14 protein-coding genes are annotated in these 14,474 nt (G+C 68.0%); 9 read left to right on the forward strand and 5 right to left on the reverse strand.

The genetic code is table 11. From position 1 onward, the window contains the following. Nucleotides 1-283: 283 nt before the first annotated feature. From tkt to FL344_RS36270, 3 genes are all read right to left on the reverse strand, one after another. Nucleotides 284-2,347, reverse strand: coding sequence for a transketolase (gene tkt / locus FL344_RS36260; RefSeq protein WP_194863387.1), 2,064 nt, complete (start codon nucleotides 2,345-2,347; stop codon nucleotides 284-286). Nucleotides 2,348-2,518: 171 nt separating this feature from the next. Next, nucleotides 2,519-3,727: a VWA domain-containing protein gene (locus tag FL344_RS36265; protein WP_141621732.1), complete on the reverse strand. Its 1,209-nt coding sequence runs from the start codon at nucleotides 3,725-3,727 to the stop codon at nucleotides 2,519-2,521. Nucleotides 3,728-3,739: 12 nt separating this feature from the next. Continuing rightward, nucleotides 3,740-4,588: a MoxR family ATPase gene (locus FL344_RS36270; protein WP_141588497.1), complete on the reverse strand. Its 849-nt coding sequence runs from the start codon at nucleotides 4,586-4,588 to the stop codon at nucleotides 3,740-3,742. Nucleotides 4,589-4,773: 185 nt separating this feature from the next. On the opposite strand from FL344_RS36270, the gene FL344_RS38780 reads away from it, so the two are divergent. The 7 genes from FL344_RS38780 to FL344_RS36300 all read left to right on the forward strand — a co-directional run bounded on the left by FL344_RS38780 (nucleotide 4,774) and on the right by FL344_RS36300 (nucleotide 11,130). Continuing rightward, the gene (locus FL344_RS38780) at nucleotides 4,774-4,941 is read left to right on the forward strand and encodes a hypothetical protein (RefSeq protein ID WP_194863388.1); all 168 of its coding nucleotides are present in this window, start codon (nucleotides 4,774-4,776) and stop codon (nucleotides 4,939-4,941) included. 126 nt (nucleotides 4,942-5,067) lie between these two features. Beyond that, the gene (locus tag FL344_RS36275) at nucleotides 5,068-5,862 is read left to right on the forward strand and encodes a cell wall protein (protein ID WP_141621733.1); all 795 of its coding nucleotides are present in this window, start codon (nucleotides 5,068-5,070) and stop codon (nucleotides 5,860-5,862) included. A 162-nt stretch (nucleotides 5,863-6,024) separates the two neighbouring features. Then, on the forward strand, nucleotides 6,025-6,579 hold the full coding sequence (locus tag FL344_RS36280; protein WP_090491255.1) for a hypothetical protein: 555 nt from the start codon (nucleotides 6,025-6,027) through the stop codon (nucleotides 6,577-6,579). A 473-nt stretch (nucleotides 6,580-7,052) separates the two neighbouring features. After that, nucleotides 7,053-8,165 carry a 3-oxoacyl-ACP synthase III family protein gene (locus tag FL344_RS36285; RefSeq protein ID WP_090491256.1) on the forward strand — a complete coding sequence of 371 codons (1,113 nt, stop codon included), beginning with the start codon at nucleotides 7,053-7,055 and terminating at the stop codon, nucleotides 8,163-8,165. Continuing rightward, entirely contained in the window at nucleotides 8,165-8,761 is a 597-nt protein-coding gene (locus FL344_RS36290; protein ID WP_141621734.1) for a DUF2378 family protein, read from the forward strand. The genes FL344_RS36285 and FL344_RS36290 overlap by 1 nt, the downstream gene beginning before the upstream one ends. Nucleotides 8,762-8,836: 75 nt before the next feature. Beyond that, complete coding sequence (locus FL344_RS36295; protein ID WP_141621735.1) at nucleotides 8,837-9,445, forward strand: hypothetical protein; 609 nt, start codon at nucleotides 8,837-8,839, stop codon at nucleotides 9,443-9,445. A 233-nt stretch (nucleotides 9,446-9,678) separates the two neighbouring features. After that, nucleotides 9,679-11,130, forward strand: a complete 1,452-nt coding sequence (locus tag FL344_RS36300) for a hypothetical protein (protein WP_194863389.1) — start codon at nucleotides 9,679-9,681, stop codon at nucleotides 11,128-11,130. Between the two features lie 16 nt (nucleotides 11,131-11,146). On the opposite strand, the gene FL344_RS36305 is transcribed toward FL344_RS36300, so the two are convergent. Both FL344_RS36305 and FL344_RS36310 read right to left on the reverse strand, forming a co-directional pair. After that, complete coding sequence (locus FL344_RS36305) at nucleotides 11,147-11,806, reverse strand: hypothetical protein (protein ID WP_228565624.1); 660 nt, start codon at nucleotides 11,804-11,806, stop codon at nucleotides 11,147-11,149. Between the two features lie 9 nt (nucleotides 11,807-11,815). After that, a complete protein-coding gene (locus tag FL344_RS36310) occupies nucleotides 11,816-12,298 on the reverse strand; it encodes a nuclear transport factor 2 family protein (RefSeq protein ID WP_141588493.1) in 483 nt (160 codons plus the stop codon). 315 nt (nucleotides 12,299-12,613) lie between these two features. Between FL344_RS36310 and def the strand changes: the two genes are divergently transcribed. After that, nucleotides 12,614-13,120 (forward strand): peptide deformylase, encoded by a 507-nt coding sequence (gene def / locus FL344_RS36315; RefSeq protein ID WP_140796157.1) that lies wholly within the window; start codon nucleotides 12,614-12,616, stop codon nucleotides 13,118-13,120. A 13-nt stretch (nucleotides 13,121-13,133) separates the two neighbouring features. Further along, nucleotides 13,134-13,832, forward strand: a complete 699-nt coding sequence (locus FL344_RS36320) for a sterol desaturase family protein (protein ID WP_141621737.1) — start codon at nucleotides 13,134-13,136, stop codon at nucleotides 13,830-13,832. Nucleotides 13,833-14,474: the final 642 nt, after the last annotated feature.

Genomic DNA, 14,474 nt, shown 5'->3' on the forward strand with positions numbered 1-14,474 from the left:
AGTCGGACCTGGAGGACTTGAAGGTGCGAGCGGAAGCCGGTTCGGGGGAACCGGGATGCGACCGGGGGGACGCAGCGCTCACGCCCACGAGGCAGCCGGGAACGACGTTGAAGTGACCTGATGGGCTCATGGCGTGGGGGGAACCCCAGCCGGGGGGCTGGGATGCGACGGGGGTCGCACCCTTCCGCGCCATGAGTCCGCCAGGACGAGCACCTGGATGCCGAAAAGGCCCGAGGGCCTCGGACCGTTGGGGGACGGTCCGAGGCCCTCTCTTTTTTGCGGGCTACGGCCGCGTCTTCGTCTTCTTCAGCGAGTCCTTCGCCTGCAGAGCCACATGGTCCGCGGTGAAGCCGAACTTCTGCTGCAGCGCCTTGATGGGCGCGGAGGCGCCGAAGCTGCGCATGGCGACGATGTTGCCGTCATGCCCCACGAAGCGCTCCCAGCCGAAGGCGGCGCCCTTCTCCACCGCGACGCGGGCGCGCACGGACGGAGGCAGCACGCTGTCCCGGTACTCCTGGGACTGCGCCTCGAACAGCTCCCACGACGGCAGGCTGACCACGCGCGAAGGGATGCCGTCCGCCTTGAGCTTCTCCTGGGCGTCCAGGCACAGCGACACCTCGCTGCCAGTGCCGATGAGGATGACCTCCGGCTTGCCGCCCTCCGCCTCGGACAGCACGTAGCCGCCGCGAGCCACGCCAGACGCCGCGCCGAACTTGCTGCGGTCCAGCGTGGGCACGGGCTGGCGCGTGAGCACCAGCACCACCGGGTGCTTGCGCTGCTGGGCAATCACCCGCCACGACTCGACCACCTCGTTGGCGTCACCGGGGCGCAGCACGATGATGCCGGGAATCGCGCGCAGCGACGCCAGCTGCTCCACCGGCTGGTGCGTGGGGCCGTCCTCGCCCACGCCAATGGAGTCGTGGGTGAAGATGTGGATGGCGGGCAGCTCCATCAGCGCGGACAGGCGGATGGCGGGGCGCTCGTAGTCACTGAAGATGAGGAACGTGGCGCCGTAGCCGCGCAGCTTGCTCAGGCACAGGCCGTTGACGATGGAGCCCATCGCGTGCTCGCGCACGCCGAAGTGGATGTTGCGCCCCGCGTACTCGCCCGGCTTCATCGCCTCCCCGCCGGTGATGTACGTCTTCGTAGACGGGTTGAGGTCCGCCGAGCCGCCCACCAGCCACGGGTAGTGCTTGGCGATGGCGTTGAGCACCTTGCCGCTGGAGTCGCGCGTGGCCAGTCCCTTGGCGTCGGCGGGGAACGTCGGCAGCTCCGCGTCCCAGCCCTGGGGCGCGTCGCGGCGCTGCATGCGCTCCAGCTGGTCGGCCAGCTCGGGGAACTGCTTGCGGTACTCAGCGAACTTCTGCTCCCACTCCGTGCGCAGCTGCTTGCCCCGAGCGCCCATGCGCTCCTGGAAGCGCTCGCGCACGCCGTCGGGGACCAGGAACTTCTCGTCCTCGGGCCAGCCGTAGAAGCGCTTGGTGCCCTTGATTTCCTCGTCGCCCAGCGGCTCGCCGTGGGCCTTGGAGGAGCCCTGGAGCTTGGGCGCGCCGTAGGCAATCTGGGTGGTGACGATGATGAGCGTGGGCTTGCCGCGCGCCGTCTTGAAGGTGCGCAGCGCCTCACCCATGGCGTTCAAGTCGTTGGCGTCCGGCACGCGCAGCACGCGCCAGCCGTAGGCCTCGAAGCGCCGGCCCACGTCCTCGGTGAAGGCCAGGTCGGTGCTGCCGTCGATGGAGATGTGGTTGCTGTCGTAGATCCAGCACAGGTTGGGCAGCTGGAGGTGGCCGGCGATGGACGCCGCCTCGGACGCCACGCCCTCCATCAGGTCGCCGTCGCCGCAGATGGCGTAGACGTCGTAGCCGAACATCTCGAAGCCGGGGCGGTTGTAGTAGCTCGCGAGCCAGCGGCTGGCCATGGCCATGCCCACGCTGTTGGACACGCCCTGGCCCAGGGGGCCGGTGGTCGTCTCCACGCCGCTGGTCCACCGGTACTCGGGGTGGCCCGGAGTGGACGAGTCGAGCTGCCGGAACTTCTTGATGTCCTCGAGCGACACGGTGGGCGCGTCCTCGACGGTGTACTCCCGCGTGACGCGCTTCACCCCGGCCAGGTGGAGCAGCGCGTACAGCAGCATGGAGGCGTGGCCGTTGGACAGGATGAACCTGTCCCGGTCCGGCCAGATGGGGTGGGACGGGTCATACCGGAGCTCCTGCTGCCAGAGCTGGTACGCCACGGGGGCCAGGGACATGGGAGCCCCCGGGTGGCCCGAGTGGGCCTGCTGTACCGCATCCATGGCGAGGGTGCGGATGGTGTTGATGGCCAGCACGTCCTGCTTGTCGGTTGTCATGGTGTCCTCGCGGTCCCGCTCGCGTGCGCGCGCACCATGCCGCAAGTGACGCTCCAGGTGCTGCACCAAATGCGCTGGGGCTCGCCCGGCCGTCCGCCAGTCCACGGGCGCACCCGGAATTCCTGCCCTGGGGGGCACGGGAATGAATCCCGCGCGCCCTACGGACACGCCTCAGCGCCGCGCCGCCGCGCCCTTCACGGTCCGTCCGCGCGTCAGGTGCGTGACGGCTTCACCCAGGCCCTCCACCGTCAGGGCGAACATGGGGAAGATGCGGGCAATCACGGAGATGGTCCCCGTGCGCCACGTGCCCATGGGCTCCGGGTTGAGCCACACGTTGCGCTCGAAGTGCTGCGCCAGCTGCATCAGCCACGTCAGCCCTTCCAGCCCGTCCGTCTTGTAGTGCCCCTGCGCGTCGGTGCGGATGGACAGCTCGTAGGGTGCCATGGAGGCATCCCCCACCATCACCAGCTTGTGGTGCCGTCCCACCTGGGCCACCAGCTCCGGCACCGTGATTCCGCCAGTGAGCTGCGGCGTGGCGTAGAGCTTTCCGTAGACGCAGTTGTGGAAGTAGTAGGTGCGCAGCTCCTTGAAGTGCGTCGCCTGGCTGGCCACGCTGAACAGCCGGCTCACCAGCGCCGCGTACGGGTCCATGGAGCCGCCCACGTCCATGGCCAGCACCACGCGCGTGTTGGGGCGTCGCGGCGGCCGTGTCACCACTTCCAGCTCACCGGCGTTGCGTGCGGTCGCGGCGATGGACTCGTCCACGTCCAGCTCGTCTGGCGCGCCGTCCCGGGCGAAGGCGCGCAGCTTGCGCAGCGCCACCGCCATCTGCCGCGTGTCCAGCACCACGTCGTCGCGGTAGCCGGCGTACTTCCGGGCGCCGGCCTGCATCAGCGCGCGGCCCTGGCGGTTGCCCGCGCCGCCGCCCACGCGGATGCCCTCGCGGCCGAAGCCGTTGTTGCCGAAGGGAGACGTGCCGCCAGTGCCCACCCAGCGGTTGCCACCGTCGTGGCGCTCCTTCTGTTCCTTCAGGCGCTCCTCGAAGAGCCGGCGAATCTCCTCCGGGTCCAGCTGCTCCAGCAGCGCGACTTCCTCGGGGCTCAGGTCGGGCCGCTCGCGGGCCTCCTCCAGCCAGTTGAGCAGCTCCTGCGTCAGCTCCAGGCTCGCCGACTCCACGCCCTGGAAGTGGGCGAGGAAGGCCTGGTCGAACGCATCCAACTGCGTCTCCGAGTGCACGAGCAGCGCCCGGGCCACATGGTAGAAGCCGTCCAGGTGGCTGTCGTGCAGGCCCGCTCGCAGCGCGCCAGCCAGCGCCAGCGCCTCCTGGGCGCCGACCTTCAGCCCGCGCCGGCGCAGCTCATAGAAGAAGGGCAGGAACATGGCAGCGCCTCGTCAGGCCCGGGGACGGCGCCCGCGCCCGAAAGCCTCCGCCACGGAGACCAGGTCCTGCTCCTTCTTCAGCAGCGCGCCCAGGAAGGGGAGCTGTTCGTCCAGCTTGAGGTCGTTGACGCCTTGGGCCTTGAGCACGGCAATCCAGTCGATGAGCTCGCTGGTGGAGGGCTTCTTGCGCAGGCGGGTGAAGCTGCGCAGCTCGTAGAAGACCTTCAGCGCCTGCTCGGACAGCGCGCTGTCCAGGCCCGGGTGGTGCACGTCGACGATGCGGCGCATCAGCTCCGCGTCCGGGAAGTCGATGAAGTGGAACACGCACCGGCGCAGGAAGGCGTCGGGCAGCTCCTTCTCGTTGTTGGATGTAATCACCACCACGGGGCGGTGTTTCGCCACCACCTCGTCACCCGTCTCGGTGACGCGGAAGCGCATCCGGTCCAGCTCGTGGAGCAGGTCGTTGGGGAACTCCAGGTCCGCCTTGTCCACCTCGTCGATGAGCAGCACCACGCGCTCGGGGGAGGAGAAGGCCTCGCCCAGCGGCCCCTGGCGGATGTACTTGCGGATGTCTCGCACGTCCCCGTCGTTGAAGCGCGAGTCATACAGGCGCTGCACGGTGTCGTAGACATAGAGACCGTCCTGCGCGCGGGTGGTGCTCTTCACGTGCCAGGTGATGAGCCGGTGCCCCAGGGCCTCGGCGATGGCCTCCGCCAGCAGCGTCTTGCCGGTGCCGGGCTCGCCCTTCACCAGCAGGGGGCGCTGGAGGGTGAGCGCGCAGTTGACCGCGGCCTGGAGGCTCTCGTGGGTCAGGTAGGTGTCGGTGCCTTTGAAGCGGACGGGAGTGGGCGCCTGGCTCATGCTCCGTCCCTTTAACACCCGCCGCGGTGTCTGGGGGGCTCACGTACCCGGGGCTCCGGAAACGTCAGACCCGAACGGCAAGCTCGTTCGTATGTCTCGGGCAGAAGCGGCCGGTCGGACTCGCGGGGAGGAGACCCGCGGGGTTGGCCGGCATTCACGTCCGTCACTTGCATCGAGGAGGCGCCATGGGTCACCTGTTTGTTCCAGCACTGTTGCTCGTGGGGGCCTTCTCCCTGGCGGCGCGCACCTGCGGGACGGCCGCCGTCAGCCGGTCGCCCGAGCTCCAGCGGGAGGCGCCGGAGCGCGCCCTCCCTCGGGCCGAGCCGCCAGCCACCGTCAGCGTCCGGGGGTAGGCGCTGCGCTGGCGGGAGGGGCCGACCTCACGGGATGTATGGCTTCGCCCGCCGGTCAACGATTGGTGCGAGCCAAGCACAGGTTTTCACACCGGTTTCCCGGGGCCCGGTGTATTCTCCCGAGCAATGTCCATTGCGAATGCTCTTGGCGAAGTCTTCCGGCGCGAACTCGATGCGCAGTTGGTCCCGTTGCAGCAGGCGGTCCGGCGCATGGAGGAAGGCCTGGAGGCCCTGGAGTTGCTGCGTGAGGTGACACACCGGTTGGCGCCGCTGACCAGCCGTCTCGGCGCCATGGCGGGAGTGCGGACGCCCACGGCGCTGCCCGCGTCCACGCGCGGAGGCCGCAAGCAGGTGGTCGCGGCGCCAAAGGGTCGCGTAGCCGTGGGCCGGCCCGTGGCCGCGAAGCCGGTCGTCAATCAGGCGCGCGCGGAGGAGGGCACCCGGGCGTGCGCCGTCATCGGTTGCGAGCGCCCCAGCCGTTCCAAGGGGTACTGCTCGGCGCACTACCAGAAGCTGCGGTTGCTGATGCGGACCAACCGCCGGCCGTCGGCGTGGAAGGACGACGCGCTTCCGCAATCGGTGGAGGACGTGACGCTGCCGCGTGGCCGCGCCGCCAGCAAGGCGCTGCGTGAGGGTGGCGCCAGGAAGAAGGCCCCGGCCCCCGTGGTGGCGCCGCCGCCCGCCGCGGAGAAGGCGCCGGCCGCCGCGAAGAAGTCAGCGGGTCGGAAGGCCGCGGGCGCGAAGAAGGCCGCACGGGCGAAGAAGGCCCCGGCCGCCGCGAAGAAGTCGGTGGCCAAGAAGGCGCCGGCCGCGAAGAAGGCCGCGGCCAAGGGTGGGCGCCAGGTCAAGACCACCAAGGCGAAGGCTGGAGCCGGCAAGCGCAAGAAGGGCCGCTCCTCCTCCCAGGGCTCGCTGTTCTGATTCGAGCGCCGCGCTCCGCGGATTCCCTCGGGCCTTCGGGCCCGAGCAGCTCAAGTGGAATCCAGGAAGCGCGGCGAGCAGGCCGGACGAGCGACCGGTTCCCGGACATCCCCTTCGAGTCTCCGTTGACAGTGGCGGGGCGGGGATGGGATTCGGCCCGGCATGAGCGAGCAAGGTTATCCGGTCACCGTGGCGGTGCGTCGTCCCGACGGGCGGGTGGAGCAGGTGCGTGTGGGCACGGCGTTCAAGAGCGGTGAGGGCTTCACGCTGACGCTGGGAGAGATGTCCATCGGTGGCACGCCGGACGCGGCGGCCCCGGCGGCGCGGCGTTCAGCGCCCGCGAGCAGCGGTGGCGGCGGTGGTGGTGATGGAATGGTCTTCCCCAACTACGGCCGCAGCAAGGGCGGACCCATTGTCGGCGCCAGCATGGGCGACCTGGAGTTCTACGCCAACGGCGCGCGCCGCACGCTGAATGACGCGAGCAAGTCGCGCTGGCACGACAAGGAGCGCCAGCTGCTCGCCGCCATCGAGGCGGAAATCGCGCGGCAGCGGGGCGGCGACGCGGGTGGTGGCAGCGACGGTGGCTATGGCAGCCAGGGCGGCTATGGCAACCAGGGCGGCTACGGTGGTGGCCGGGGCGGTGGTGGCTTCGGAGGCGGAAGCTACGGCGGCGACGACATCCCTCCACCGAACGACGACGACAACATCCCGTTCTGAGCCGCGCCAGGTCGGTGAGTGGCCGCCCCCAATGGGTGGGCGGCCTTCCCGATGTGTTGATTTCAGCACAGCCGTCTCATCTGCCCTTCAATCCAGATACTCCCAGTGAGAGGCTCGGCGCCCGGATTCGTCGCATGGGTCATCAATTACTCATGCGCGCAGCGGCCCTTTTCACAGTGCAGTGAAGTCATCGGCGACACCTGGGGTGACATGCTCAGTCACTGAGAGGAAATTCTCGTGACGGAGCGCTTCATTCGCAACGGTTGCCGCTTCATTTGTGAAGCACTGGAAATCTCCAGTAATCCCAGTGGTTTCGTCGCACCATTGGCTAGAGGATGATTCACGGATGAATCGGTCCCATTCGCCAGCGGCAGTTGTTTCAATGACTTCGTATATGGCCTGAATCCTGCTCAATCCCCGTTGCCAGGGAATCCCTCCCATATGGCGAGGCTGTGAAAAAACGGGGCCATTAAATGACACCCAATGTCTGTGTCGTCGGAGCCGGTGCCTTCGTTCCTTCACGCGTGGTGAGCAACGAGCGGATCGCCAGGGCCATCCCAGGGTGGCCGGCGGAGCGCATCGAGGAGAAGGTCGGCATCCGGGAGCGCCGCTTCCTCTGGGACATCGACGAGGCCACGGGCCGGGCGATTCCGCCGCCCGAGAATGACGGACACGTCTACCCGGCCAACAACACGGACATGTGCGAGGTGGCGCTCCAGAAGGCGCTCGCCCAGGCGGGTGTGGATGCCAAGGAGTTGGACGCGCTCTTCGTGGTGACGTGTACGCCGGACGCGCCGCATTTCAACCACGACGCCATGGAGCTGCACCGGCGGCTGGAGCTGCGCGAGGACGCGTTCGGGCTCGTGGTGGACGACGGCTGCGGTGGCACGCCGTACGTGTTGGACATGGTGAAGAAGATGATGGACGGAGGGCGCTTCCGCACGGTGGCGGTGGTGGCCTCTGCCTTCACGTCTCCGCTGGTGAACCGGGAGGTCTACACGGACGAGCTGCCGCCCGGGCCGGGCCGCTCGAAGACGCTGCAGGGCTACCTCTCCATGTATGTCTTCGGGGACGGGGCGGGCGCGGTGGTGCTCCAGTCGAAGCCAGGGGCGTCGGGGGCGGAGGGTATCCTGGCGTCCTTCTCCGGCAACGCGTACGGAGACCTGGTCATCCGCAAGGGAGGCGGCCTGTTGAAGCTGCCGTATCAGCCAGGGCGGATGCGCCCGGCGGACATGGCCTTCGTGGTGGATGGCTTCCGCGTGGCGCGCAGCTATCCGGAGTACATGCAGAAGTGCCTCGACGCCGTCCTCGGGCCGCGTCCGGAGCTGCGTTCGAAGGTGGAGCGGTACTACTTCCACCAGCCGAACAAGCGGGTGATGGACGCCTTCGTGGAGCGGGCGGGACTGCCGCGTGAGGCGGTGGCGTGCAACGTGGACCGCTACGGCAACACGTCGGCGGCGGGGATGCTCATCCTTCTGGCTGAAGACTTGGAAGCAGGACGCGTGCGTCTGGGAAGTGGTGACCTGGTGGTGGTGGCAGCGGTAGGCGCGAACGTCCATTACGGCGCGCAACTCGTGAGGTTGTAATGAACAAGATGGATCCAAATATCGCCAAGGAGTTGGACGCGCGATTGGCGCTGGCGACGAAAGACGACACGGCCCGTGGGCTCTTCTTCAACGGCGTGGTGTCCGCTGTTCGCACGATGGGAGGGGACGCGGCGGTGGAACGCTGTCTGGCGGCCAGTGGTGAGACGCGCTTCATCGACTTCTTCAACTACCCGGTGGCCGCCTTCCTGCGGATGTCCTTCACGGCGGCGCAGGTGATGGGCCCGGAGCACGGCGGCTTCGACGGAGCGCTGCGGCGCATGGGCGTGGTGGCCACGACGGACTTCCTGTCTTCGGCGGCGGGCAAGACGCTGTTGCTGCTGGCGTCGGACAGTCCGAAGCGGCTCGTGGGCAACCTGCACTCGGGTTACCGCGCGGCGGTCAGCTATGGCGAGCGCGCGGTGAAGTGGACGGGCGACACCAGCGGCATCTTCACGATGAGGCGGGACTTCATGCCGCCCGCCTACCACGAGGGCACGCTCCAGGCCGTCATCGAGGCAGTCGGTGGCAAGCAGGTCCAGGTGCACGGCCGGCAGACGGGGCCGCTCGACACCGAATACACGCTGTCGTGGCAGTAGCCCTGGCGCGGGGCGCGTCGAAGGGGTGCAAGCGGTGGGCTGAAAAGCCCCTCACGGTCTGGAGGGAGATACGCCATGTCGCGAAAGCTCGGCGGTGCGGTGGGGATGTTGGGTGTCCTGTTGCTGTCGGCGCAGGTGGGGGCCAATGAGGTGGTGATGCAGTTCCGCACGCAGGAGGACCCGGCGACCCCTGCGGACCCGGCGGTGTGCGCGGCGGCGCCCTTCGAGGTGAACGTGAAGCTGGGCGGGAGTGTGTATGTGCCAGAGCACAATCCCAAGGACGGCAAGGTGGTGGATGGGGGCGGCCGGCGCGTGGGCTCGGCGACGGCGTGCGTCCAGGTGACGGACAGCGCCTTTCCCGCCGGGCAGCAGCTGAATGTCTACATGCGCTACAACCTGCCGGAGGGGCGCTTCACCGCGCGGGGCACGTGCACGCTGGTGAGCAACGACGTGCCAGCGGCGGGGCTGGTCCTGGCTGGCTGCGCGATGCGACTGGTGGACGTGCCCAAGGGCTTCGTGGGTGGCTCGGTGTCGAGCACCAGCGTCTTCAATCCCCGCAAGCTGCCGGGCTACGCCACGGGTTCGTATTACACGCTCTACGCCTACCGTGATGGCCGCCAGCGTGACGCGAGCAAGGTGACGGAAGCGCATGCGGCCGAGGCCGCAGCGAAAGCGAAGAAGTAGTCGCCACTCGGCCACACTGGAACCACGGGACTGGGCGCGGGGCAGGCGCTGGACAGAGGTTTGCCCAGACACAGGAGGGTGCTGTGGCCGGCGCCACCCTGTGTTCATTGCCAGGCCCGATGAGCACACGTGGCGGTCCTGCGGCAGGCTCGGCCATCCCACGTCGGCCCAGGCCCGACGAACGTGTCGAGCATGGCATTCCCCGCGTCGGGCCAAGGGGCGATGATGCGCCCATGGACCGCAAGCGGATGGAGTTCTACACGGCACTCGGGTACCGGGCTCCTTCAGCCGCGGTAACGGCTCCGGCGACGTCCGGAGTCGCGAGCGCCGACGTATCGGAGTTGCCGCCGCTCGGTCCAGACGACCTGGGCGCGCTGCGCGAGCGCTTCCTGCGCGAGCCGGAAGAGGTCCTGAGCCTCATCCGCCAGGACTTGGGCGCGCCCGTTTCTGAGGGAGCCCTGGTGCACGTGCTCCAGGAACTGGAGCAGTCCTTGCGCGAGCCCGAAGCCGCGCTCCAAGCCCTGCGGCAACCGGCATTCCAGGCGCGGGCCTCGGCGTCACTGCCGCCGGACTTCACCTTCCCGCTGATGACAAATGAAATCCCCATCGACTCCTCGCGAACCCGCTTTGAGCCAGTGGCGGACCTGCGCGGATGGCTCCTGTTCAGCGGGCGCGCCTGGCTTCACGGCGGCTGGCACCGGGCGGAGTTCCGTCGGCACGACGATGCGCATCACGCCACCCGTTTCCGCTACGAGCTCCGCGAGCCCACGCCGGGACGGCCGGTGGAGGTAGCGTTGTTCGGAGGCTTCGGCACGGGCGAATACCCCGCGCGCTATGTGGCCCGTCAGCTCATCATGCGAGGCGAGCGGCTGGAGTACGCGGTGCATCTCGGGGGCGTGTACTACGCGGGCCGTCGGGGCGAATTCGACGCGCATGTGGCCGAGCCGCTCGAACCGCTGCTGCCAGTCACAACGCTGATGACGCTGAACGCGGGCCCGGAGATGCGTTCCGGGGGCACCCCCTTCTATCGCTACCTGGACGAGCGGCGAGGCGCCTCACGTGCGAAGCAAGTCCAGGAGGGAAGCTACTTCTGCCTGGCCTCGGAGCGCTTCCAGCTCATCGGTTTGGACACCGCGTACTTCGAGCCAGGACGGCACCAGGAGCCCGCGCTCCTGAGTTGGCTGGAGTCAGTGCTGAAGGAGGGCCGCCAGCGAGGCGCAACGAACATCCTCCTGAGCCACGATGCGCCCTACCGATACGGAGAAGCAAGGCACGCCGGTTTGCTGGAAGACCTTCGGGAACTGGCGGTCGAGCGCGCACAGGTCGACCTGTGGTTCTGGGGCGCCACGCCCTACGGAGCGCTGTTCGACCGGAGCGCCGCGCTCCCGTTCCTGGGAGGAAGCCTGGGGCACGCAGGGCTCCCGGTGCGAGCGGTGACGCCGGGCCTGAAGTCTCCAGCACCCGTGCGTTTCCTGGAGTCGCACGCACGCTTCCCCGAGTGGACGGACCTGAGACCCGAGCTGGGCAACAACGGCTATGGCTCGCTGCTGCTGCACGAGGACGGCACGTTGGGCCTCCAGCTCCTGGACTGGCGGGGCAACGTTCGCTGCACCGCCAAGCTGGCGCGCGAGGGGGACGGCCCGCTGACGTACCAGCACCTCGAGACGTTCGAATTGGAGCCGTGAGCGCGCGGGCGAGGTGTCACAGCCAGACGCGCGTGTACCAAGGTGGTCGGGAAGGCACGCTCCTGCTTCGAGCCGGGTCGGCAGGGCGCGGCACGGTGACGTACCGGAGCCGGTATCCGTGAGGCAGCGTCTTCCAGTACGTCACCTGCCACGGCGTCAGCACCTCGCCGTGCTTCGACGCGCCCACCGGCTGATGCACATCGCCGAGTGACTCATGGAAGTGGAACTCTGCGTCCGCGGCTTCAAGGCTCGCGGCCTCGATGACCCAGGCGTCCTGGGCCTCGTCGGCGGAGGGCTCCTGCCCCGCGTTGACGAACCGGCTCCAATCGGGCCTGGCGTGGTGCTCCCAGACGGCGCCGCCGGCAGCCGTGAGCGAATAGCCAAAGGGAGTGCGGGACTGCCGGGCCTCAATGGCGCTTGAAATCTCCTCGGGGGAGAACAGCTCCTGCAGTCCGTCCGGAAGCGCGTGGACGCGAATGAGTCCGCGCTCGGCGAGCAGCGACAGCCGCTCACACAGCTCCTCCCGGGACAGCCGCGGATCGTCCGCCATGTTGAGCGCGATGTGCGGGTTCGGCTCCACGAGCATGTGCAGGGGCGTGGGCAGCTCCATGGCGGCCTCCAGGAGCCAGAGGTCTAGGGCCTCCACTGGCGGGCTCTCACTCGCGGGCGGTGTCATGCGTCCTCCTCACTCCTGGGGAATGCCACGCTCGCGCATGAAGATGTCCAGGGACTTCCGGGCCTTCGACTGGACCTTCTTCTTCAACAGGGGCGTCCACCCGAGCACCAGCCCGGTGGGGCCCAGCGCCTGACGGGACCAGGTCCAGAAGTCGAAGTGGTCGCGGTGCCGGACAATCTTTCCGTCGCGGAACTCGAACTCGGCATCGATGCGGTTGAGCACCTTCCTGCCGGTGCCGCTGAACGTGTAGGTCGCATCCCAGTGGGCGCGGCCCCGGTGGTCATCGGCCTGCACGTCTCGGAAGGTGACCTCCAGGTCCTTGCCGCGCTCGCAGAGCATGAGCCACATGGCCCCGGGCTCCCGGCGACGGAGTCCGACGAAGGCGGCGTCGGAGAACTCCACCTCTGGGTGGTAGCAGGCGGCCATGGCCTGGGCATCCCGGCGTTGGAACGCTGAGTAGAAGTCGGTGATGAGTTGGGCGTGCGGGTGCATGGGACAGGTGTAGCAGACCTGTCAGTGAAGACGCGCCAACTGTCCGGATGGCCTCGCTCGGAGGGTGAAGCTGGGGATGTCCCGCTCGAGCGACCACCCTGCACGGGCTCCCGGCTGGAACGGGCGCCCCGCTGGTCTGGACGGATGGCTTCAATGGGGAGCGGAGGTCCTGACGCGCGCCACGGTGGGGTTGGGCGTTGCCTTGGGACCGGCGGAGAACGGGCCCGGTGGGGGAGGGCCGTCGTGTGAACCGGTGGACCGTTGCCATGCGGAATCGGGCGGCGCTGAGGAGGCGTGCATGGCAGATTGCGGCCCATGGCTCGCGACATCGTCATCTGGCCCCATAAGGTCCTCACCTCGTCCACCAAGCCCGTGACTGACTTCGGCCCCCCGCTCGAGAAGCTCTTGGAGCAGATGGCCGAGTCCATGAAGGAAGCCGAAGGCATCGGCATCGCCGCCAACCAGGTCGGCGAATCCCTGCGCGTGGCGCTGGTGGGTCGGGAGGACGGCACCTTCTTCGAAATCGTCAATCCGCAGATTCTGGAGAAGAAAGAGCCGGTGACGATGGAAGAGGGCTGTCTGTCCGTCCCGCGCGAGTGGGAGAAGTGCCCGCGCTTCCACAAGGTGAAGGTGCGTTACCAGGACAAGTCGGCCGAATGGCATGAACTCGAGGCGGAAGGCCGGCTCGCGCACGTGCTGCAGCATGAAATCGACCATCTCGACGGGCACGTCTTCGTGGACCACCTGTCCAGCCTCAAGCGCACGCTCATCCTGGACCGGATGAAGAAGCTCCAGAAAGTGAAGGCCCGCCAGAAGGGCTAGTCAGGATGACAGGATGGCCGAAGCCGCCAGGGCCACGCGCTCCATCCCCGAGCGCGTGGCGCGATTCCGCGAGGACTACCGGCGCAAGCACGTGAGCCCTCGCTACTCCGGGCGCGCACACTTCGTCTTCACGAGCCTGGGCTCGCTGGCGGTCATCGGCTTTGCCGTGTCCCACCTGGAGGGAAGGCGACCCCTGGAATGGCTGACGCTGCCCGCGGTCTTCCTGCTGGGCAACGTGGTGGAGTTCCTGGGACACCGAGGGCCCATGCACCACCGCCGGCGAGGGCTGGGCCTTCTTTTCCAGCGGCACACAGAGCAGCACCACCGCTTCTTCACGCACGAGGCCCTGGCCTACGAGTCCGCTCGGGACGTGAAGATGGTGCTCTTTCCCCCGGTATTGCTGCTGTTCTTCCTGGGCGCCATCGCCGCGCCACTGGGGGCGCTGTGCTTCGTCCTCATCTCGCCGAACGTGGGGTGGCTCTTCGTCGCATCAGCGGTTGGGTACTACCTGACGTACGAGTGGCTGCATTTCTGCCACCACCTGCCGCCCGAGCACCTGGTGGCCCGGCTCGCGTTGATGCGGCAGCTGCGCCGCCACCACGAAGCCCATCACGACCCTTCGAAGATGCAGCGCCACAACTTCAACATCTCGTTCCCGTTCGCGGACTGGCTCTTCGGGACGTCATGGCGGCCTGACAATGACCGTCGCTAGAAGCCCTGAACGCCAGGATCGCGCGCCCTGGTTTGAAGGGCCGGCTGCTCTCCGAGCGGTAAACTCCGGATTTTTCAGGTGGAATGCTCTTCCCCGGGACCTGGGTTGTCACCAATGAAGGTGCGTTGAACCCACAGGGGCGGACGCTGGGGGTACGACGCCGATCAAGATCCATTGACGTGCAGGAAGCGGCGCGTTAGTAAGTGAACCCCTGCTCGCCACCTCGGTGCCCGTCACCCAGGAGACGATCGGGAAGAACGGGCCGACGAAGTTTGTTGACCCTCAACGCGGCGGTGATAGAAGCCGCGCCCCTCGCAAAGAAGCCCGCGCACTGGCGCGGAAGGCACTTCGAGCGAGTCAGTACGACAATACGGAATACGGCAGTCAACGCAGCGAGTTGACAGGAGACGCGGTGGTGGTAGAAGCCGCGCCCCGACGAAGAAGCCCGGAAGGAAAGGGCGGACAAGTCGAGGGAGTCAACGAAGCAGCGGTTGACAGGGAAGGCGGCGAAGCGATAGAAGCCGCGCCCCTCTGGAGGAAATCAGCGGAAGCCACTGGGCGGCGCTGAAGACTCCGGAAGCCAGCAGGACGGCGAAAACAGCAGCTTGACAGAAGACGCCGAACTGAAATAGAAACTGACAC

It is taken from the genome of Myxococcus sp. AB036A (assembly GCF_006547355.1).
Taxonomy (GTDB): domain Bacteria; phylum Myxococcota; class Myxococcia; order Myxococcales; family Myxococcaceae; genus Myxococcus; species Myxococcus virescens.